This is a genomic window from Pseudoalteromonas sp. B131b, from assembly GCF_037162545.1.
Classification (GTDB): domain Bacteria; phylum Pseudomonadota; class Gammaproteobacteria; order Enterobacterales; family Alteromonadaceae; genus Pseudoalteromonas; species Pseudoalteromonas fuliginea.
This window is the reverse complement of the sequence record NZ_JARLUZ010000001.1, coordinates 2,038,829-2,059,573: the sequence shown is the minus strand read 5'-3', so window position 1 is coordinate 2,059,573 and position 20,745 is coordinate 2,038,829. Positions and strand designations below refer to the sequence as shown.

Below are 20,745 nucleotides of genomic sequence, written 5' to 3'. Positions count from 1 at the left end.
GTTATGCAAAAACAATTAGAAACCCAAGCATGGCTCAAACAGAGCCATAGCCACGGTGTTAATTTAGCACTCAAAGAGCTGATGTATTACAAAGCCAAAGCGCAATTGCTTGAACTTGCCCCTAAGGTAAAAATAAAAAATACCTTAACAGGGCAATACCTTGCACCGCACAAAGGCCGAGGAATGGAATTTGCCGAAGTGCGACATTATCAGCAAGGTGACGATATTCGCTCTATTGATTGGCGAGTTACCGCGCGTACCGGCGAGACTCACACAAAGCTCTTTCAAGAAGAAAAAGAGCGCCCTGTGTTTGTATTTACTGATTTTTCAAACTCAATGCTGTTTGGTTCAAAGTTACTATTAAAGTCGGTGCAAGCTGCGCATATAAGCGCTCTTGTTGCATGGTCGGCGTGTCAGCGCGGCGATAGAATTGGCGGTATTGTGTTTAATCAGCACTCGCATTTGGAGTTAAAGCCCAGCGCCCGTGAAAAAGCAGTCCTTAAGCTTTGTCATAATTTATGCGACAACCACCAGCAAGCACTCAACAACATTGATAAAACAGCCCCTAACAACTTTAGCGATAACCTAAAGCGCCTTAATCATTTAGCAAAACCAGGTAGCTTAGTGTATTTAGTGTCTGATTTTAATGCTCTGGATGATGCCAGCTTTAAGCAACTCGAAATATTAAGCCGCCACTGCGAGCTGATTGGTTGCCACATAAGCGATCCATTTGAGCATCAGTTACCTGCGTTTAAGCAAGCCGTTACTGTTAATGCAAATGGTCAGGACTTTGCCCTACCATTAATGGATAACAGCTTTAGAGAACGCTTTGCTAAAAATGCTGAGCAAGCATTTAGCGCGCGCTTTAATCGCCTAACTAAATCGGGTCTTAATTTAATATCATTCAATGCAGCAACACCGCTTGAGCTGCAATTAGTGAGAAAATAACCATGCAAACCAATCCACTCGATGGCCTGCACGATATAATAGCGCCAAGCCAAGTTAATTGGTGGCCACTCGCCCCTGCTTGGTGGGTTATTATTGCACTGCTGTTTTTAGCACTGTGCGCAGCTATTTATATATTTTATAAAAAACATAAATTTAAAAAGCCTAAACGCTACGCAATACAATTGAGCCAAAGTGAGCAAAACCCTCAGCAACTGCATATAATTTTAAAACGTTTAGTGATTGAATATTACGACAAGCGACTTGCTGCGCAATCTACCTCTAAATGGTGCACAACACTTAATACACTCACCGGTTTAAGCTTTACAGAACAAGAAATACTAAGCTTGTATAACCCCAGCCAAAAAGATACAACACTGTGCGAAAAATTTCGCCAAGGTATTAAGCAATTTAAAATAAAGGAGTCAGTAAATGTTTGAATTTAGCTGGCCATGGTTATTTTTATTACTACCCTTGCCTTTATTACTTTTACTATTAAAACCCGCTGCAAGTAATGCCAGTACGCGTTTACGTATACCCAGTTTTGCAAAGCACAATTTAACCAGCCAAAGTATCGAGCCACACGCACGACGTTTAAATCCCCTCGAGTGGGTAATTTGGTTATTACTTGTTACTGCCGCTGCCAATCCAACATGGTTAGATGAGCCAATCTCATTACCAAATGAAGGACGCGATATAATGTTAGCAGTTGACTTATCAGGCTCGATGACCGAACAAGACATGGCTTATAATGGCCAATATGTTGACCGCCTTACCATGGTAAAAGCTGTACTCAGTGATTTTATAGAACAGCGTCAAGGCGACAGGCTTGGGCTGATATTATTTGGCGACACCGCGTTTTTACAAACCCCGCTCACCCGCGACGTTAAAACAGTAAGTAAAATGCTCAGCGAAGCGCAAATTGGTTTAGTGGGGCGCGCAACAGCCATTGGTGATGCATTGGGTCTTTCGGTAAAACGCTTTGCCAATAAAGATGAAAGTAACCGTATTGTGGTGCTATTAACCGACGGACAAAATACCGCTGGTAATTTAAACCCAGAAGATGCCCTACTGCTAGCTCGCGAAGAAGGTATTAAAGTGTATACCATTGGTGTTGGCTCAGATAATCCGCGCGGCTTTAGTCTCTTTAATGTGGGAGGCTCTAGTGGCAGTAATTTAGATGAAAGCTTACTTAAAAAGATTGCCGAGCAAACTGGCGGATTATACTTTAGAGCCAAAGATGTAGCAGGCCTTCAACAAATTTACGCAGAGCTTGATAAACTTGAACCTATTAGCGCTGATGAACAAACATTTCGCCCACAAAGCTCATTATTTTACTACCCGTTACTTATCGCTATTTTACTTATTAGCTTAAAAGTAATGCTTAGTACACTGCGTGCATTAAAGGAGCCAAACTAATGGATTTTGAATTTATTCGCCCCGCTCTTTTATGGTTACTCATACCTGCTGTGGCATTATTTTTTGTTGCCTTAATTAAGCATAAAAAAACGACTAGTGAGCAGCTAATTGCACCTCATTTAGCACAATTTATAATGAGCGAAGCAAATACTAAAGCCAGCCAGCCACTTTGGTTAGTTGCTTTGTTTTGCAGCCTTGGCATTTTATTTAGTGCTGGGCCTAGTTTTGAGAAAAAACAAGTTCCTGTATTTCAAAGTAAAAGTGCCCGTGTAATTGTTATGGATATGTCGTATTCAATGTACAGCACCGACATTTTGCCAAATCGTTTAATGCAATCACGCTTTAAAGCGCTTGATATGATTGAGCTATTTAAAGAAGGTGATACCGCGCTTGTAGCTTACGCAGGCACGGCCTATATAATATCGCCACTAACAAACGACGCCACAACACTTAGTAATTTAATTCCAAGCTTGAGCCCTGAAATAATGCCAGACAAAGGCTCAAACGTTTTAGCGGGTCTTGATATGGCCAAAGAGCTATTAACGCAAGCGGGTTATATTGATGGCGACATTATTTTAGTGACCGACGGTATTGACCAACAAGAACAAAGCGACGTTAGTAGTTTTACCAGTAACACCCAATATAGATTAAATATATACGGTGTAGGTACCGCTCAAGGCGCACCAATTAAGTTACCTGAAGGTGGTTTTTTGAAAGACAGATACGGCCAAATTGTAGTACCTACTCTCAATGCCAGTCAGCTTAAAAATTTAGCATCGAGCAGTGGTGGTAAATTTGCTAGTTACCAGCCTAGTAATAACGACATAAATACGTTTGCCCCAAATGCACAGAGTGAATTATTGAAAGACGAAAAACAAAGCCACGCACTTTGGCGAATAGATGCCGGTATATACGGACTCTTGTTATTACTGCCATTTGGCTTGTATTTATTTAGACGCGCTGCCTTGCTGGGGGCTTTTTTAGCCTTTAGCTTTTTACCGCAGCATAATGCGTATGCCGTAGAGCTTCCTACTCTTTTGCAAAATGCAGATCAACGTGCATTGCAGGCTTACAAAAATAAAGAATACGATGCAGCAACACAGGCGCAATCGAGTGAGTTAAAAGGCGCGGCGCTTTACCAGCAAGGTAATTTTGATGCTGCACTTAATGAGTTTAGTAATGATAAGTCGGCTACCGGTTTATACAACTACGGTAATGCCCTTGCCAAAGCTGGCAAGCTTGAGGACGCCATTGAAGCCTACAAACAAGCCCAAACCTTACAAGACGACTTTACACAAGCAACTGACAACCAAGCTTTAGTTGAACAATTACTCAATCAACAAGAGCAACAAAACCAGCAAGATCAGCAAAGCGACGGCGACGATTCTCAAGACCAAGATGATAGCCAGAAAAAAGATGAGCAAAACCAAGGGCAAAATTCTGAACAGTCAAAACAGGATCAGCAACAAAATGGTGATAAAAGCGATTCTGAAAAAGGCGAAAACGAAAGTCAAAGCTCAAGCGATGAAAAATCTGATAAAGAATCAGATAAAGAGTCTGAACAATCAAAAAATCAACAAGGTGAGCCTGACGAACAATCAGACAAGCAAAATGAACCTGATATGCAAGCTCAGCCACAAAGTGAGCAAGGGCAAAATAAAGACGCTGACCAGCCTAAAGAGGACGAGCAGCAACAAAGTAAACCACAAGCAATGAGTGAGCAACCCGCCACTGATGAGCAAAAACAAAGTGCTCAGCAACAAGCGATGAAAGCCCAAGCAAGTGAGCTCACCAATGAAGAAAAAGAAAAAGCACAACAGCTTAATCAACTACTTAGAAAAGTCCCGGATGATCCGGCTATTTTATTACGGAATAAAATGCAATTAGAAGCCCAAAAAAGACAATATAAACGTCGCCCTACAGGAGTCGAAAAATCATGGTAATGCGATTATTTTGCTGTTTATTGCTATTAAGTGCGATGCCTTCGTGGGCTGCCACCAAATTAGAAGCCAGCGTAGATAAAAACCCTGTATTAGCGGGTGAATTTTTTATGCTTAATATATCGGTAGACGATACAGTTAAAGGCGAGCAACCAGACACCTCATCGCTGTTAAAAGACTTTGTTGTAGGCCCGACGAGCTTAAGCTCTCGTACCAACATTATTAATGGCAGCATTAATAAACAAACTACGTGGTCGGTCAAATTAATGACTCGCACAGAGGGTGATTACACGATTCCGGCATTTAGCGTTGCAGGGTTAACCTCAAAGCCTATTAAATTAAAAGTGGCAAAACGCTCAGTTGATGCAGATAAAAATAACGAAATATTTTTAAAAACGTCGCTCTCGAGTAATTCATTATTTGTGCAAGAAGCAGGCGTTTACACTATTAAACTTTACCTTGCGAAAGAATTGCTTGATGGCAGCCTAAGTGCACCAAGTATGGAAGACGCTCAGCTTACTCAATTAGGTAAACAAACCGAGAGCTATGAGCTGGTTGATGGCAAGCGCTACCTTGTTATTACTCGCGAGTATTTAATTCAGCCACAAAAAAGTGGTGTCTACACGATTGCAGGTCCTGCTTTTCAAGGGCGAGTACAACAAAATTATCGTCAATTAGAAGTATCCGCTCTTGGCGACGACCAGCAAATAGAAATCAAGCCAATTCCGAGTGATTATAAGGGAACGTGGTTACCAAGCGAGTTGGTTAATCTAGACGAAGAATGGCAACCTAACGACAACACCGTAGAAGTCGGTACGCCTATAACACGTACTATTACACTTACCGCTCTTGGCGTTACAAAAGAGCAATTACCTGAAATCTCTATGCCTACCATTGATGGCATACGCAGCTACCCTGATAAAAAAGAAAATAACAATGCAGTACGTGACGGACGTGTTGTATCGCAGCAAACTGCATCGTATGCATTACTGCCGCAAAAACCAGGTACTTACACTTTACCTGAAATACAGCTGCCTTGGTTTAATACTAAAATGAACCGTATTAGCGTAGCTACATTACCCAAGCGTACTATAACTGTTACACCTAGTAGTACAGCTATTAGCTCAACAACTAACAGTAATCAACAAACTATCGATACGCTAACATCTTCGCCAAATAATAATGTAGATGCTACACAGTTAGAATCAATGCAAGTACAAAAAAATATACCATTGTGGCTTATTGCTGTTGCGATATTAGGTTATGTTTTATGGATTGTGACTGTAATTTTTTATTGGTTTAACCGTTCTACTAGCAATACCACTAAGAAAGTACAATCAACTGCGGATATAATTAACCAACCAAGCTTGAAAAAGCTGGTTGCGGTAGCAAAATCAAACGATAATAAAGTGTTTTATAATGAGCTTAATAATTATGCGGTCCTGGTTACGAATAAAAATGTGGGCGCAATTGATGAACTATGCTGCATTGTAAGCAATAGTGAGTTAAATAACTATATTATGCAATTGCAGGCACAGCTTTACAGTAATAGAACTACAAACTGTGATCTTAATGCTATCATTAAAATTCTTGAGAAATATCAAGCTCAAGCATCAAAGTCGCAACAACCTGTATTAAAAGATCTTTATAAATAATTACTACGATACTCAGGTCTTCTTTTGCAATAAATTATAATTTTTAATAAAAAAGTACTTATGCTTGGAAAGAAAAAATCAAACAATCAGGTCTTAATTAATATGGTAGAGAAACAAAAACGCTATGAAGCCTTGGTGCACGTTTACAATAAGGAGCTTTATCGCTTTGCTTATTGGTTGTGCCGAGATCCGCACATAGCAGATGATTTAGTCCAAGAAACGTTTTTACGTGCTTGGCGTTCACTTGACTCTTTACTTGACCAAAAAGCAGCTAAACCATGGCTACTGACTATATTACGCAGAGAAAATGCACGCAGATTTGAACGTAAACAGTTTGATTACAGCGACGTAGAAAACGACACGCTTGTTGATGAAACCAGCCATTCATTAGACGATGAAATGGAACAAACGGTAATTCAACGTCAAATTGCACTATTGTCAGATGAATACCGTGAGCCATTATTATTACAAGTTGTAATGGGCTGCTCTGGTGAAGAAATTGCAGACATACTCGATTTAAATAAAAACACGGTAATGACTCGTTTATACCGTGCTAGAAATCAACTTAAAGAGGCCTTAAGCCGTGATGATGAACAACTTAAAGGGGCATCAAAATAATGGATGAACTTGAGTTTCGTCGCCGCACTATTGCGCAGCCAAACGACATTGATAAGGAGCTTATGGAGTTTGCCGACAATAACCCAGAGCGACAAAGTTTTATTAACGACATGAAAGAATTTGATAAATTTATTCAAGATTCTTTAGACATACCTGTGCCTGAAAACCTTGCAGATCGCATTCTTTTAAACACATCGTTAAAAGAAAAAGCACTACAAGAAGAACAAGCAACAGGAAAAAATGTAGTTGATGCCCGCTCGCGTTTTAAGCTTGACCGCGTGCATCTTGCGTTAGCAGCATCTTTTGTAGTGGCGATTAGTGCCTTCTTTTTTAGTACAGAGCAAAATATTGCACACGAAGCGGGTGAACATGCACTAGCTCATGTGTACTACGAAATTAGTGCGCTTGATAAAAAAGAGCCCATTAGCTTGCAAAGTGTAAACGATAAGTTAGCTGTTTTAGGCGGTCATATTGATGAACTTCCTGGTGCAGTCACTTACGCTATGTTTTGTGATTTTAAAGGCGAAAAAGGCCTGCATTTAATATTTGAATCTGACTTTGGCCCTATGACCGTATTTATAGTACCTTCTGAAAATCAATCATTTGGATTTGGTGATGATGATTTTAAAGATGAGCGCTTTGAAGGCCATATCAACCGAGGTTCACAAGCTGATACTATTTTAGTGGCAAGTGTTGGAGCACCTTTAAATACTTATAACGAACGCGTTACAGGCGCCATTCGTTGGCTTTAAAAAACAAATTTACCGCTTAGTTTCTACTGAGCGGTTTTTTTATTAAATACCCTCTAATAAATCCTCCCTTTTATACCTAAAAACTCTGATTTTTAAACTAATTAATTAAATTCCTCATGAAAGTAAATTATAATCGCGGCTCGATTAAAATTAAGGAATTTCATGAAGAATATCATCGTTATTTTTTCACTATTGGCATTGTTATGTACTGCCAGTTTTGATGCACACGCACGTAAAAAATTTGGCAGCAGTAAACGCGGAAAAACGCCTGCAACACAACAAACAGCGCAAAAACAAAAAGCTGATACAACAACCCCAACGACTGCCCCAAAAGCTAAATCAAATAAAAAAGGCATTATGGCAGGCGTTTTAGGTGGCCTTTTAGCGGGTGGCTTAATTGCAGCAATGCTAGGCGACAATTTTGAAGGTTTTCAGCTATTAGAAATGATTTTATTAGCTGGCGGACTCTTTATTTTATTTAAGCTAGTAACGGGCTTTTTACGTGCTAATCGTGCCCCACAACTTGCCAGTGCAAGTACAAGTGCTCAGCAAAATGCTTTTAAACAAGCACCTATTGAGCAACCAACAAGTACCGGCTTTGCAAGCAGCGCCCCACAAGGTGAAAGTGTGCCTTTTAATTTACCACCTAACTTTGACGTTAATGGCTTTTTGCAAGGTGCCCGTAGTCATTACCATACGCTACAAACTGCATGGAACAATGCCGATTACACCACAATGGCTGAATACTTAAGCCCTGCACTTGTTGCCGAGTTTAAAGCTGAACGTGAAGCTATACAAAGCGTAGAAACAGAAGTGATGTTTATTGATGCCGAACTTGTGCGAGCAGATACAAACGCGCAATCGTGGCAGATTAGTGTTCGCTTTAAAGGTAAGTACCGTGATTTAGGCGATAAAAAAGAAGAGCCTATTTTAGAAATCTGGCACTTAGAGCGTCTAATTTCAGACGACGCTCCATGGCTAATAGTGGGTCTTGAAGATTTAATTGATACTCAATAATTTTGTATTGTTTAAAGCACCGCGCTTTTAGCGCGGTGTTTTTTTATTTAAAAAACAATTGATTTACCACGTCCTGATGCTTCAGAAGCGGCATCTAATTGGCCCTCTTTATTAATAATAACGTGTAAGTCACCAAAGTGATTCTCATCTATGGTGTAGCCCATTTTTGTAAGCTCTGCTTTTACGCTATCGGTTAAACCTATGTGTGTTCTAATTATATTTTTAGGCCACAGTTGATGATGAAAACGAGGGCTATTTACAACCTGCTCTGCAGTCATATCAAACTCTACCGCATTTAAAATAGATTCGTACACAGAGCTAATAATTGTTGTGCCACCAGGCGAGCCTGTCACCATTTTAACGGTGTTGTCTTTAAGGAGTATTGTAGGCGTCATAGAGCTAAGCATACGCTTGTGCGGCTGTATTTCGTTAGCTTTGCCGCCTATTGCACCAAACACATTCATAACGCCTGGTTTGGCACTAAAGTCGTCCATTTCATCATTTAAAATAAACCCTGCACCTTCAACAACTACACCGCTACCAAACCCTAAGTTTATTGTGGTGGTATTTGCGACAGCGTTACCCATTTTATCAACGATTGAAAAGTGTGTAGTTTGCTCACTTTCTTTAAGGCCCGGTTTAATATTTTCGGTAGTCGAGATCGCGGTTAACGAAATGCCATTACTTCGCTCTTTGAGGTAGTTAATATTAGTTAATGCGCTGACTGGTACATCAAAAAAATCAGGATCGCCTAAATACTCCGCCCTATCTGCAAATACACGTTTACCTATTTCAGAAAGTAGGTGTACATACTGAGTAGAGTTATGCGCTAAGCCCGCATCTGGTTTTTGTAACTCATACATTTTAAGCCACTGTAAAATAGCAATACCACCTGAACTCGGCGGTGGCGAAGTAAGTACTTCATAACCATTCCAACTCGCTTTAATAGGTGTACGTGATTTAGCGGTATAATTTTTTAAATCATCTTGATTAATAATACCACCATGCTGGTGCATAAATTTAGCAATAATATTTGCAGTTTCGCCTTTATAAAACCCATCTTGGCCGTTATCACGGATACGCTTTAACGTTACCGCTAACTCGGGTTGCTTAAATACTTTATTAGTTTTTACATCAGCAAAATATTTTTCGAAGTTTACATTTATTTTTTGCTCTTTTAGATGGGCTATATAATGGCTAACACCTTTTGCTAACTTAGGCGGAACGACAAACCCTTGCTCAGCCAACGTTACAGCAGGCTGTACTAGTGTTTCCCACTTTAAAGTGCCATGCTTTTGATGGGCAAGCCACATACCCGCTACACTGCCAGGTACACCGCTTGCGTGAATGCCATATATTGATTTGTTTGCAATAACATTACCTTGATCATCTAAATACATATCACGATGAGCCGCTGTTGGCGCTGTTTCGCGATAGTCTATAAAATCGCCCTTGCCATCTTTTTGAATAAGCATAAATCCCCCGCCGCCAATATTGCCGGCTTCAGGAAGCGTTACTGCAAGTACAAATTGTGCCGTTATAGCCGCATCAACAGCATTACCGCCTTGCTCTAATATACTTTTAGCAGCATCGGCACTGAACGAGTCAGGCATTGCGACCGCGCTTTGCGATAAAGGCTGCGCTAAAACACTAAAAGCAGCGAACTGTAAAACCAGCACACTTTTGACGATTAATTTACGTGGTGAAAAAAACAATCCCATACAACATCCTTAATTTATTATTTTTGTTGCCCATATTAATGCACGTCATTTAAAGACAGGTCAATCTTTATACTATTGATATTTAATCATCTTCAAACTTTTTTTGAATAAAGCACCGCTGGTAAATCGCCTTGCTCATCTGTATGTGTGTAATTTTTTATAAATTGCAGACCTAACTTTTTCATTATTTTTATAGAGGCTGTATTATCTTTGAGTGCCGTTGCACTTATCGCCTTAACGTCATCTTGTTTTATAAGTTCATCACATAATGCTAAAGCCGCCTCGGTTGCATAACCATGCCCCCAACTTGATTGCTTAAAACGCCAGCCTATTTCAATATCACCGTAATTTGGTGCATCACTAAAAAAATCCATAGGCCTTATTAATACCCAGCCTATAAATGTATTGGTTTGCTTTATCGTGATACTCCACAGCCCCCAGCCTTTTAGCTCATTTCGATATGCGAGCATACGAGGTACTCCCTCATTTTTTATTTGCTCTAAAGAGGTAGGCACACCTCGCGTTAAATACTGCATTACAGCTGGGTCTTGGTCGAGCTCAAATAATTGAGGCCAATCATGCTCATTCATTAATTTGAAATTTAATCGTTTTGTTACGGGGGCGTTCATTTTCATTGTTGTATAGTCTACCTTGAATTAATTATCAGTCTCTAAAGGAGATAGCACATGAATAAATTAGCAGGTTTAGCTTTATTAGGCACTTTAATTACATTAACTGGTTGTGAAGATGCCAACGAAGTAAAAGAAGATGCAAAAGATAAAAGCGCACAAATGCAAGAAAAGCTTGGTGATGCATGGAACGACGTTAAAGAGACAACTAACGATCTTAAAAATGACGAGTCTTTAAACGAGCTATTAGAGCAAAGTAAAACAATGGGCTTAGACATGTACGACGACGGCAAAGAGATTGCGGTTGACGCATGGGTTAAAAGCAAAGAAGCTGCTGGCGAATTAACTGAAAAAACCAAGCAAAAAGCGCAAGAAATTGCTGACGAAATTGAACAAGCGCGTAAAGAACATAACGAAGGTTAATTTTACCTTCAATAATAAAAAAGGAAAGCCTCGGCTTTCCTTTTTTGTTTTCAATATTTGTTAATACTGACTAATTATAGCTCAAAATCTTTTTTGAATTTCAAACCAAACTCGCTGCGGTCATTACTGCGCATTACACCAACAAAACCTGATTGTTGTAAGCGACCTACATCATAAACTTCATTTAGAACATTCTCGCCGTATAACGTTACTTCCATATCGCCATATGGATTCGTGTACGAAATATTAAAGCCAACCAATTCTCGAGAATCAATCGTTTCACTTTTGTTAAAAACAGATTGACCTTGCATATCACTTCTAAATGAATAATTAGCATTAAGTGCTAACGTTCCGCCATTACTTAAATCCATAAAGTAAGATGGTGCAATCATTACAGTCCAGCGAGGTGTCAGTGCTGGTGAATCACCTTTACCAATACCTTGAACCCCTTCTGATACTTCGGTAATTTCAGAGTCTAAGTAGCCTACCGCACTTCTAATTGTAAAATCATCAGTAATAGCCACTGTTGTTTCAAGCTCAATACCTTGCGCTTTAGATTGACCAGCATTTTCGACAATAGTCACAAACCCACCACCTGAAGTAGGGTCAGAGAACGGTAATGCTAAATCGGTGTAATCAGTCACAAATACCGCAAGCATCATAGACACATTTTCGTGTACTTGACCCTTTAAGCCTATTTCGTAGTTAATCGCTTTTGTTTCATCAAACGATACAAACTGGTCTGGCCCGCCAAATGGGCGCGGTGGGAAACCACCTGTTTGATAGCCTTTTTGAACTTGCCCATAGACATTCATATTATTGCTAAGCTGATAAGAAGCATTTATATCCCACGTAACTGCATCAAAATCTGCACTGACATATTTACGAGTTGGGAATGATGGGAATATAGCATTTGCATCTTTTTCATCTTGTGAATAGCGAAGACCACCACCAAGCGTTAAATCGTCAGTTAAATCGTAGCTGGCATTGATGTACGCGGCATATGAGTTAGTTTCTTGGTTAATTTCAAAGTCGCCGTAACCACCAAACGATTCCGTTACACCATCATTTAATAAACCATTAGGTGTATTAAATGGGCTAAAAACAAACGGACCTGAACGTGTAAAGCCATCTTCATTAAAAAAGTAAAGACCCGATACAAAGTCCATATTATCGAATGTGGCGTTTAGCTGAACTTCAAAAGAGTACTGATCTGCACCGCCCTCTTCAGGGAATTCAGATAAGTTTAAAGGTGATGCATCATCATCTAGGCCACCTTCATACTCAGATGTACGGTAGCTTGAAATGAATTTAGCAGTATAAGTATCGTTAATTGCCCAATCAGCGGTAAACGATGTACCCCAACCTGAGTAAGACGTAGATTCAATACCAACAACCGTTGTGCCTAGATCATCAGGGTCTGATGGAATTAAATCTTGAGTTAATAATGGGAAATCACCATTAAAAACATCATTTGGATCGAGGGGTTCTGTCAACTCAATTGTATAAGGCGACTGGCCAGATTCATTATCAACACCATCTAAAGAAAAAGTAAATGCTAAATCTGAATTAGCTTGCCACTTAAGTGCAATACGACCGCTAAACTCTTCTTCTTCGCCTATTTCTTTTTCTGGATTCGTTAAGTTAACAGCTTCGCCCACACCATCACGTGTTTTGTACGATGCACTGGCAGACATACTCACATCATCAGAAAGCGCGTTATTAAAATACACATCACCAGCAATTCGCCCACGGCTACCAACTTTTGCTGTCGTTGTAATAATACCTTCATCACCGGGTTGTTTTGTAATTACATTTACTGCACCACCTAATGTATTACGGCCATATAAAGTACCTTGTGGACCACGAAGTACCTCAACACGCTCAACATTTGGTAATGATAAGTTAGAGCCCATTTGACGGCCTAAATAAACACCATCAAGATAAACACCGACTCCAGGGTCAGTAGTAATAATGTGATCTTGCAAACCAATGCCACGAATAAACACTGAAGCATGAGCCGCATTACCTACGCCATAGCGAGTAATATTAAGGTTTGGTACATATTTTCCAATATCTTCAAGGTTACTCATATTGGCTTTATCAATTAAGTTGGCACCAATTGATGTGATAGCGGTTGGAGATTCGAACAGACTCTCTGTACGTTTACGCGCTGTTACTTCGATTTTTTCAAATGCATCTTGTTTTGCTGTTGTTTTAGCTTCTTCAGCATGTATTGAGGTCGTCAGTGCAGCAAGAATTGCTATGCTTAGCTGTGAGAGGTTGCGTAGTTTCAAAATATTCTCCAAAGGATACCGTATGATTAGTTATGCGTTTATATTTTGATAATATAAATTTCAGGTATAAAAAAAGACGCTAAATAGCATCTTTCCTCTGGAGGGGTATTATATGGCAGAATTGTAAAGAAATGTATAAATTTTTCATAAAACATCTATAAAAGCGACTTATGTTGTTACTTAACCTGAACTCTGGTTAAGAGATTTACTAATATAGTGAATCATGGTGATATTTAAATTTATTTTGTTTAGCCCGATATTCTCAATAAAAAACAAGGCGAATTTACGCGTCAATAGCTTGCCTACTGCAAGTAAATTCAACGTAGTTAGCGCTGAAAATAACTATTCGAGATAGATTTATTATCCAGTTCTCAAATTAATTAACGCAACCACAGCTCGGGTTTATCTACATAAAACTTATCAAAGAATTTCATTATACATTTATAGCCTTCTGACTTAATCTCGTAAAATGATAAAGTTAAACAACAAAATCATTCTGTTAATTAGATAAATTGTTTTTATGCTACTACAATTAAAGTGAATTAACATTTAAACAACAAGTAGGAAACATACATGAATAAGCTATCAGTAGCAGTAGCGGTTTGTTGCGCGATTGCAACAAACTATGTAAATGCCGAAGTAAGAATTAATGGCTTTGCATCAATTATAGGCGGAAAAAGTCTAGATAGTGAGCAAACTATTTATGGTTATGACGACGACATATCATTTAAAAATGAAAGTGTTTTTGCATTACAATTATCAGCGGATTTACAAGAGAAATTAACAGCCACTGCACAGATTGTTGCTCGTGGTGACAATGATTTTGATGCCGATTTTGAATGGGCTTATTTAACATATCAATTAAACGATGAAATACAAATAAGCGCAGGTAAAATGCGAGCTCCATTTTATAAGTACTCTGATTTTTTAGATGTAGGCTATGCATATAGATGGGTACGTCCCCCACAATCAGTATATAGCATTGCTTTTTCAACATATGAAGGATTAAGCTTGCTATATGATACTCAAATGGGTGATTGGGACTCTTCATTACAACTTATTTATGGATCGTATGATGGAAACCTCAACGGCTCTGCTTCTAAAACTATATTAAATGATTTTACTGGTATTAACTGGTCTGTAACACGAGACTGGTTTAGTGCGCGAGTAGCATATTTACAGGCAGAGTCATCTACAGAGCTATCAACCGATAGCTCACTATATGGCTTATTAGCGACATTGAACGAAAATGGTCTTGTCGAGCAAGCAAAAAGTTTAGATATAGATGAAGAAGATGCACGGTTTTACGCTTTAGGCTTTTCTATAGATTATAATGATGTGCTTTTTGATGCTGAATACACTAAGTTAAACCCAGGTGACAGCCTACTACCAGAAGAAACACAATACTATGCATCTATCGGTTATCGAATGGATGAAATAATTGTTCATTTTACTTATGAAGATAATGATGATGCTAATGACTCATCAAGCTATGATCAAATACCAGAGATCCCTGCACTAAACGCTGCAATTAATGGCTCTTTTGATGCATTCAATGCCCAAGATAATGTCTATACAATAGGTGTTCGTTATGATTTTCATCCTTCAGCAGCCTTTAAAATTGACTTCAGCCGATATGAAAATAACATAACAGACACTGAAACTGATGTTGTTGCTGTCGGCGTTGATTTAGTATTTTAATTGGAGCAAATGATGAAAAAAATTATTTTAGCTGGCGTATTTTCATTGTGCTCAATCAACACATTTGCAGAAGTAGCCGTTATTATTAATCCGAGCAACGCAAGTAATATTGATGCGGACACAATCAAAAAGATCTACTTAGGAAAAAGTAAGTCATTTGACAATGGAACAAAGGTCAATCCGGTAAATCAAAATGACAATGCAATAGCCGACGAATTTAATGATAAAGTTGTTGGAAAATCGAGTAACCAACTTAATGCATACTGGTCGAAACTTATATTTACAGGCAAAGGGACTCCCCTGTAAAATTAGATAACGACCAAGCAGTGCTAGATTTTGTCGCAGCAAATGGTGATGCTATAGGTTATGTCGAAAGTGGGAAAGTAAATGATAAAGTCAAGGTCGTTGGAAAGTTTTGAGACTAACTTTATTGTTAAGTGCTTATCCGATATAAAACAGCGTTAGCAATACACATATTTAAAATATGAATTAACAAAAAATACAAAAATTGTAACTTAGCCTGCTAAGTTACAATTTTTTTGTCATTGAATGACCTTCCATTTTCAACTAATTAAAACCTCAATAATCCCAACAATATTAATCGTCAATACTTATCCTGTGTCGGGAGTCACATTATTAATATAACAAATAACAACAATTCGTATAATTATTATTATCACCTTTAAAAAGAAGCGCTTATATTTTATATAATATTATAAACGTCTCTATTTATTAGATATATTTTAAATAAGTACCTATAATGAAAATGAAATCAACATTTAAATTAAACAGGAAATACATATGAAAAAGCTATCTGTAGCAGTAGCGGTATGTGCAGCTTTAGTATCAAGTTATACAAGTGCTGAAGTACGAATAAATGGATTTGCATCAATTGTTGGCGGAAAAAGCCTAGATAGTGATAACACATTATATGGGTATGACGACAACATTTCGTTTAAAAACGAAAGTGTATTTGCGCTGCAGTTATCTGCGGATTTGCAAGATAAGTTAAGCGCAACAGCTCAAATTGTAGCCCGTGGTGATAATGATTTCGACGCGGAGTTTGAGTGGGCATATGTTACTTATGAGTTTTCAGATGAGTTGCAGTTAAGCGCAGGTAAAATGCGAGTTCCTTTTTACCGTTATTCTGACTTTATTGATGTAGGCTATGCCTATAGATGGGTTAGGCCTCCACAATCTGTTTACAACATTCCATTTTCAACTTATGAAGGCTTAAGTCTACTACACAACACTCAATTAGGTGATTGGGATTCAACCCTACAGGTTATTTACGGTGGTTTTGATGGTGAAATTGATGCTGTAAGTGCTAACGATAAAGCCGAGTTAAACAATTTTGCAGGTATAAACTGGACAATGTCTCGCGATTGGTTAAGCCTCCGTGCAGCTTACTTAGTTGCTGAAACCTCTTTTGAGCTTGATTCAAATGACTCAACAGGCGCAGCATTGAACGGCCTGGAAGATATACTTAGAGCAAGTAATTTGACTAGCCTAGCGGATGATATAGCTATTGATGAAGATAATAGCACATTCATTGGTTTAGGTTTTTCAATTGACTACAACGACATTTTGTTTGATGCAGAATACACACAGCTTGAAGTTGAGAACAGTATTTTAGCTGAGCAATCTCAATATTATGCATCAGTAGGTTACAGATTAGATGACGTCATCATTCATTTCACCTATGAAGACAATGACGATAAACATGATTCTTCTCGTTTTGATAAAATTCAAGCGATTCCAAGTCTTAATGCCGCAGTGAATGGCGCTTTAGAAGGTGTTCGTGCACAAAGTAATGTTTACACTATTGGTGCTCGATACGACTTCCACCCTTCTGCTGCATTTAAAATAGATTTTAGTCGATTTGAAGATGACATAACAGATACAGAAACTGATGTTATTGCTGTAGGCATAGACCTAGTATTTTAATTGGAGCAAACCATGAAGAAGTTAATTTTAGCCAGTGCACTAACATTATGCTCAATCAGCGCCTCTGCTGAGGTAGCTGTTATCGTAAATGCGAGTAATACAAGTAACCTTGATGCAGATACAATCAAAAAGATTTATTTAGGTAAAAGTAAATCATTTGATAATGGTGCGAAAGTGAATCCAGTAAACCAAAATGGCAATAGTGTTGCCGATGAGTTTAATGATAAGGTTGTTGGTAAATCGAGTAGTCAGCTCAATGCCTATTGGTCAAAGCTGGTATTTACAGGTAAAGGAACCCCTCCTGAAAAGCTAGATAATGATCAAGCAGTACTCGACTTTGTTGCAGCAAACAACGACGCAATAGGTTATGTTGATAGTGCAAAGGTCAATGATAGCGTAAAGGTAGTTGGTAAATTTTAATTTACTGATGAATAAAAAAACCACAATTATTTTTAATTGTGGTTTTTTTAGTTTTAATAAATATAGTTACTTAAAAGTATTACTACTCTATTCTAAATTTAGCTGTTGCATCTAATAAGTTATCTGATAGGTAATGAAGGTTTTTAGCAACATCACGTGCTGCCAATAATGAGTCCATGGTATCCTCAAACGATACGTGCATATTCGATACGTTTTCTACTACCATTGCAGCTACAGAGGTTTGTTCTTCCGTAGCAGCAGCTATTTGAGAGTTCATTCCATTTATTTCGAGCATTTGCTCTGCAATTTTTTCAATAGAAATCCCTGTTTTTTCTGCTGCGGTCGCATTATCAGTAGCCATGTCTCTTGCCGAAGTCATCGCTGTCACAGATTCATTAGCAGCCGTTGTTAATGCACCTAATAACTCGCGTATTTCATTGGTCGAATGTGCTGTACGAGATGCTAATTCACGAACTTCATCAGCTACAACAGCAAAACCACGGCCATGCTCACCAGCACGAGCTGCCTCAATGGCGGCGTTAAGTGCAAGTAAATTAGTTTGATCTGCAATAGAAGTAATTACATTCAATATTTGTGATACATTTTTTGTATCATCCGCCAGTTTATTTATTGTAGTAGCAGCTTGGTTTATTTCATTACTAAGCGTGCGAGATGCAGTTACTGACATCTGTACTTGAGTTCTGCTTTGTTCGACCTCTTTTTCTGCTGTTTCAGCTGCATGGGAAGCACTAGCGGCTGATTGAGATATATCACCAACGCTTTGCTTCATTTCTTCCATTGATTGCTTAACAATTTCAGCATCGGTAGTTTGTTTCGTTGTGGCACGCTCAGCTTGCTCCATCCCCTGAACAAGTCGCGTAGAATTTTCCATCAAAGGTTCGCACACGGCAATAACCTCAAGTACAGTTTCTCTAAGCAGAGTAATAAACGCATTAAAGTTAATTGATACTTGCCCTATTTCATCTTCAGAGCTTACTTTTAATTGTGTACTAAGAGAGCCTTTACCGCTTGCTAATAAGCTTAAGTTATTTGCAGCATCACTAGCTGACGAGCCAATCCCTCTGGCAATCCAAACGGCCATAAATAATAGTAATATTAACGATACGACGGATACGACTAGCATTAAAGTTAATGCATAGTCAGAACGATCTTTGGTACTAGTAACAAGTTCAAAAAAACGATTGTCTGCTTTTTGTTGCGCACTTTTAAAATTACTTAAGACCTCGTTATAAAGAGATGTTTTTAACTGAGCTTGCTGTTGAATTTTACTAAAATCAGCAGTGCCACTAACCATCCCATTGGCAATAATCGAAGATATCTCTTCATAATTAGCTAACTGCTTTTTTGTCTCACTGTTTATATAGGATTCATTTATCTGTTCAATTAAATTAATATTCGTTTCTAACAATTTATAAGTGTCACTTGCTTTAACAACAAGGTCTTGCTCACCGAATGTGACAGCTTGAGTATAAAGCTCGTCTAACTTTTCTAAAGTACTAACATTTTCTGAAGTAAGCTTAACAACCTTGTATGTAGAGCTCTCCATTTCATTAAGTGATATCCTATTATCATTCATTGCAAAATAATTGATCAGAACGATCGCTAAAAAAGCCAAAACTGCAATACATGTTATTGCATGTATTTTTTTAGTTATGCTTAGGTTTTGAAAAGAGAAGCCTGCGGCCATATTGATTACCTTATTTTATTGTCTATAACTATTATCGGCTTAATAACCATAAGTGTTAACTATATTTGTAATATTTCTAGTTTTTTTGTGATTTTTCGCGAATTTATATGAAATAATTTAAAAACAGGCTGAGTAGTTCGAAAAACAATCAAAATTATTTTTATTAAAAAAAAACCAGTAACATTGCTGTTACTGGTTTATTAAATTTGGTGCGGATGGGGGACTTGAACCCCCACGCCCTAAAGCACCACCCCCTCAAGGTGGCGTGTCTACCAATTCCACCACATCCGCATTTCAAGCTTTCGCTTAAGTGTTAAACTTAATGATTTAAATGAGGAATATAAATCGTCTAACATTTATTTAAGTTAAATTAATTTGGTACGTCAGAGCTTTTCTCTTTCGTAGATGTTACAGGAACATCCTCTTCTACAGGAGACACTGTTTCAACTGCAGGCGCTGCTTCTAGATTTTCCCATTCGTCAGTCTTTTTAATTTGACCCGCAGTAAGGTTACCTAAAACAATGCTTAAAACAAAAAATACAGTTGCCAAACTTGTCGTTGTTTTCGTCATGAAATTACCAGCACCTGACGATCCAAAAACAGTAGCAGACGCACCGGCACCAAATGAAGAGCCCATATCTGCGCCTTTACCTTGTTGGATTAAAACCATACCAACTAATGCCAAGGCAACAACTAAATAAACTACTAATAAAATTTCGTACATCTTATACGGTTCCTTCTGCACTTTTACAAATTGCAATAAATGAATCTGCTTTTAGACTAGCACCACCAATTAGGCCACCGTCTATATCTGTTTGTGCAAATAATAATTCGCTATTTTTTTCATTAACGCTACCACCATATAAGATGGTAAGCCCTTGTGCTAAATTGCCATCTAATGAAGCAATTTTATCACGGATAAATTTGTGAACGTTTTGTGCCTGTTCTGGCGATGCAGTTTTACCTGTGCCGATGGCCCAAACGGGTTCGTATGCTATCACAGAATCTTTTAGTGCCGCTACACCTAATTTATTAATTATTGCATCAATTTGTGTAGAAACGACAAGCTCAGTTTTACCATTTTCTTGCTCTGTTTCACTTTCACCCACACATAAGATTGGAATGAGACCAACATTTTGAGCTCGAGCAAATTTTTCAGCGACCGTAGTATTACTTTCATTATAAATACTACGTCGTTCTGAATGACCTACTAGCACGTACTTCGCGCCTAAATCTTTAATAAGTTTCGCATCAACTTCACCGGTAAAGGCGCCTGGTTCGTTTTCAGAAACAGTTTGCGTTCCTGTACAGACTCCGGTTAAAACCATTGATGATACTAATGGGAAAGGGGGAAATAAGACAATGTCTATCTCTTTTGATTTAACATTGTTGATGGCACCAGACATTTCTTTAATTAGCTCTAACGAACCGTTCATTTTCCAGTTGCCTGCGATCATTGGCTTGCGTATTGCCATTTTTCCACTCCACATTAGAAAGCGGGCGAGATATTAACTTTTCTCGCCCAAAGTTACAAGAGGTTATTGTTATCAATC

General features: G+C 38.4%; 18 protein-coding genes, 1 tRNA gene and 1 pseudogene. 13 read left to right on the top strand and 7 right to left on the bottom strand.

What is annotated here, in order from left to right; genetic code table 11:
* The first annotated feature begins 3 nt into the window (after positions 1-3).
* The 8 genes from P4S65_RS09415 to P4S65_RS09380 all read left to right on the top strand — a co-directional run bounded on the left by P4S65_RS09415 (position 4) and on the right by P4S65_RS09380 (position 8,346).
* Complete coding sequence (locus tag P4S65_RS09415; RefSeq protein ID WP_007377763.1) at positions 4-948, top strand: DUF58 domain-containing protein; 945 nt, start codon at positions 4-6, stop codon at positions 946-948.
* Between the two features lie 2 nt (positions 949-950).
* Positions 951-1,385 carry a DUF4381 domain-containing protein gene (locus tag P4S65_RS09410; RefSeq protein WP_004335624.1) on the top strand — a complete coding sequence of 145 codons (435 nt, stop codon included), beginning with the start codon at positions 951-953 and terminating at the stop codon, positions 1,383-1,385.
* Positions 1,378-2,364: a vWA domain-containing protein gene (locus P4S65_RS09405; RefSeq protein ID WP_182712767.1), complete on the top strand. Its 987-nt coding sequence runs from the start codon at positions 1,378-1,380 to the stop codon at positions 2,362-2,364. The genes P4S65_RS09410 and P4S65_RS09405 overlap by 8 nt, the downstream gene beginning before the upstream one ends.
* Positions 2,364-4,307, top strand: coding sequence for a VWA domain-containing protein (locus tag P4S65_RS09400; protein WP_337120050.1), 1,944 nt, complete (start codon positions 2,364-2,366; stop codon positions 4,305-4,307). The genes P4S65_RS09405 and P4S65_RS09400 overlap by 1 nt, the downstream gene beginning before the upstream one ends.
* A complete protein-coding gene (locus P4S65_RS09395) occupies positions 4,301-5,959 on the top strand; it encodes a BatD family protein (protein ID WP_337120048.1) in 1,659 nt (552 codons plus the stop codon). The genes P4S65_RS09400 and P4S65_RS09395 overlap by 7 nt, the downstream gene beginning before the upstream one ends.
* A 60-nt stretch (positions 5,960-6,019) precedes the next feature.
* Positions 6,020-6,577: a sigma-70 family RNA polymerase sigma factor gene (locus P4S65_RS09390; protein ID WP_077538584.1), complete on the top strand. Its 558-nt coding sequence runs from the start codon at positions 6,020-6,022 to the stop codon at positions 6,575-6,577.
* Entirely contained in the window at positions 6,577-7,329 is a 753-nt protein-coding gene (locus P4S65_RS09385; protein WP_337120042.1) for a DUF3379 family protein, read from the top strand. Before P4S65_RS09390 ends, P4S65_RS09385 begins: the two co-directional genes overlap by 1 nt.
* Positions 7,330-7,491: 162 nt before the next feature.
* Entirely contained in the window at positions 7,492-8,346 is an 855-nt protein-coding gene (locus P4S65_RS09380; RefSeq protein ID WP_337120040.1) for a Tim44 domain-containing protein, read from the top strand.
* 47 nt (positions 8,347-8,393) lie between these two features.
* On the opposite strand, the gene ggt is transcribed toward P4S65_RS09380, so the two are convergent.
* Together ggt and P4S65_RS09370 are read right to left on the bottom strand one after the other, a co-directional pair.
* On the bottom strand, positions 8,394-10,067 hold the full coding sequence (gene ggt / locus P4S65_RS09375) for a gamma-glutamyltransferase (protein WP_337120038.1): 1,674 nt from the start codon (positions 10,065-10,067) through the stop codon (positions 8,394-8,396).
* A 92-nt stretch (positions 10,068-10,159) separates the two neighbouring features.
* Entirely contained in the window at positions 10,160-10,702 is a 543-nt protein-coding gene (locus P4S65_RS09370) for a GNAT family N-acetyltransferase (protein ID WP_008138626.1), read from the bottom strand.
* A gap of 51 nt (positions 10,703-10,753) precedes the next feature.
* Here P4S65_RS09370 and P4S65_RS09365 point away from each other — a divergent pair, with 51 nt between their 5' ends.
* Entirely contained in the window at positions 10,754-11,119 is a 366-nt protein-coding gene (locus tag P4S65_RS09365; protein ID WP_008138625.1) for a hypothetical protein, read from the top strand.
* 74 nt (positions 11,120-11,193) lie between these two features.
* On the opposite strand, the gene P4S65_RS09360 is transcribed toward P4S65_RS09365, so the two are convergent.
* Positions 11,194-13,416, bottom strand: coding sequence for a TonB-dependent receptor (locus P4S65_RS09360; protein WP_337120033.1), 2,223 nt, complete (start codon positions 13,414-13,416; stop codon positions 11,194-11,196).
* 573 nt (positions 13,417-13,989) lie between these two features.
* Between P4S65_RS09360 and P4S65_RS09355 the strand changes: the two genes are divergently transcribed.
* From P4S65_RS09355 to P4S65_RS09340, 4 genes and pseudogenes are all read left to right on the top strand, one after another.
* Positions 13,990-15,117 carry a porin gene (locus P4S65_RS09355; RefSeq protein ID WP_008136003.1) on the top strand — a complete coding sequence of 376 codons (1,128 nt, stop codon included), beginning with the start codon at positions 13,990-13,992 and terminating at the stop codon, positions 15,115-15,117.
* A 12-nt stretch (positions 15,118-15,129) separates the two neighbouring features.
* Positions 15,130-15,536 (top strand): annotated as a pseudogene (locus P4S65_RS09350) (phosphate ABC transporter substrate-binding protein).
* A 382-nt stretch (positions 15,537-15,918) separates the two neighbouring features.
* Positions 15,919-17,064 carry a porin gene (locus P4S65_RS09345; protein ID WP_337120030.1) on the top strand — a complete coding sequence of 382 codons (1,146 nt, stop codon included), beginning with the start codon at positions 15,919-15,921 and terminating at the stop codon, positions 17,062-17,064.
* A 12-nt stretch (positions 17,065-17,076) separates the two neighbouring features.
* Positions 17,077-17,484 carry a hypothetical protein gene (locus P4S65_RS09340; RefSeq protein ID WP_007377777.1) on the top strand — a complete coding sequence of 136 codons (408 nt, stop codon included), beginning with the start codon at positions 17,077-17,079 and terminating at the stop codon, positions 17,482-17,484.
* Positions 17,485-17,566: 82 nt separating this feature from the next.
* Here P4S65_RS09340 and P4S65_RS09335 read toward each other — a convergent pair whose 3' ends face one another.
* From P4S65_RS09335 to tpiA, 4 genes are all read right to left on the bottom strand, one after another.
* The gene (locus P4S65_RS09335) at positions 17,567-19,192 is read right to left on the bottom strand and encodes a methyl-accepting chemotaxis protein (protein WP_033023762.1); all 1,626 of its coding nucleotides are present in this window, start codon (positions 19,190-19,192) and stop codon (positions 17,567-17,569) included.
* Between the two features lie 207 nt (positions 19,193-19,399).
* A tRNA-Leu gene (locus tag P4S65_RS09330) sits at positions 19,400-19,483 on the bottom strand.
* Between the two features lie 79 nt (positions 19,484-19,562).
* Entirely contained in the window at positions 19,563-19,916 is a 354-nt protein-coding gene (gene secG, locus P4S65_RS09325) for a preprotein translocase subunit SecG (protein ID WP_007377779.1), read from the bottom strand.
* A 1-nt stretch (position 19,917) separates the two neighbouring features.
* Positions 19,918-20,667 (bottom strand): triose-phosphate isomerase, encoded by a 750-nt coding sequence (gene tpiA, locus P4S65_RS09320; protein ID WP_337120027.1) that lies wholly within the window; start codon positions 20,665-20,667, stop codon positions 19,918-19,920.
* Positions 20,668-20,745 lie beyond the last annotated feature (78 nt).

Excerpts from the sequence above, each read along its gene's own strand:
- P4S65_RS09415 (WP_007377763.1), top strand. The coding sequence starts at position 4 with ATGCAAAAACAATTAGAAACCCAAGCATGGCTCAAACAGAGCCATAGC.
- P4S65_RS09410 (WP_004335624.1), top strand. The coding sequence starts at position 951 with ATGCAAACCAATCCACTCGATGGCCTGCACGATATAATAGCGCCAAGC.
- P4S65_RS09405 (WP_182712767.1), top strand. The coding sequence starts at position 1,378 with ATGTTTGAATTTAGCTGGCCATGGTTATTTTTATTACTACCCTTGCCT.
- P4S65_RS09400 (WP_337120050.1), top strand. The coding sequence starts at position 2,364 with ATGGATTTTGAATTTATTCGCCCCGCTCTTTTATGGTTACTCATACCT.
- P4S65_RS09395 (WP_337120048.1), top strand. The coding sequence starts at position 4,301 with ATGGTAATGCGATTATTTTGCTGTTTATTGCTATTAAGTGCGATGCCT.
- P4S65_RS09390 (WP_077538584.1), top strand. The coding sequence starts at position 6,020 with ATGCTTGGAAAGAAAAAATCAAACAATCAGGTCTTAATTAATATGGTA.
- P4S65_RS09385 (WP_337120042.1), top strand. The coding sequence starts at position 6,577 with ATGGATGAACTTGAGTTTCGTCGCCGCACTATTGCGCAGCCAAACGAC.
- P4S65_RS09380 (WP_337120040.1), top strand. The coding sequence starts at position 7,492 with ATGAAGAATATCATCGTTATTTTTTCACTATTGGCATTGTTATGTACT.
- ggt (WP_337120038.1), bottom strand. The coding sequence starts at position 10,067 with ATGGGATTGTTTTTTTCACCACGTAAATTAATCGTCAAAAGTGTGCTG.
- P4S65_RS09370 (WP_008138626.1), bottom strand. The coding sequence starts at position 10,702 with ATGAAAATGAACGCCCCCGTAACAAAACGATTAAATTTCAAATTAATG.
- P4S65_RS09365 (WP_008138625.1), top strand. The coding sequence starts at position 10,754 with ATGAATAAATTAGCAGGTTTAGCTTTATTAGGCACTTTAATTACATTA.
- P4S65_RS09355 (WP_008136003.1), top strand. The coding sequence starts at position 13,990 with ATGAATAAGCTATCAGTAGCAGTAGCGGTTTGTTGCGCGATTGCAACA.
- P4S65_RS09345 (WP_337120030.1), top strand. The coding sequence starts at position 15,919 with ATGAAAAAGCTATCTGTAGCAGTAGCGGTATGTGCAGCTTTAGTATCA.
- P4S65_RS09340 (WP_007377777.1), top strand. The coding sequence starts at position 17,077 with ATGAAGAAGTTAATTTTAGCCAGTGCACTAACATTATGCTCAATCAGC.
- P4S65_RS09335 (WP_033023762.1), bottom strand. The coding sequence starts at position 19,192 with ATGGCCGCAGGCTTCTCTTTTCAAAACCTAAGCATAACTAAAAAAATA.
- secG (WP_007377779.1), bottom strand. The coding sequence starts at position 19,916 with ATGTACGAAATTTTATTAGTAGTTTATTTAGTTGTTGCCTTGGCATTA.
- tpiA (WP_337120027.1), bottom strand. The coding sequence starts at position 20,667 with ATGGCAATACGCAAGCCAATGATCGCAGGCAACTGGAAAATGAACGGT.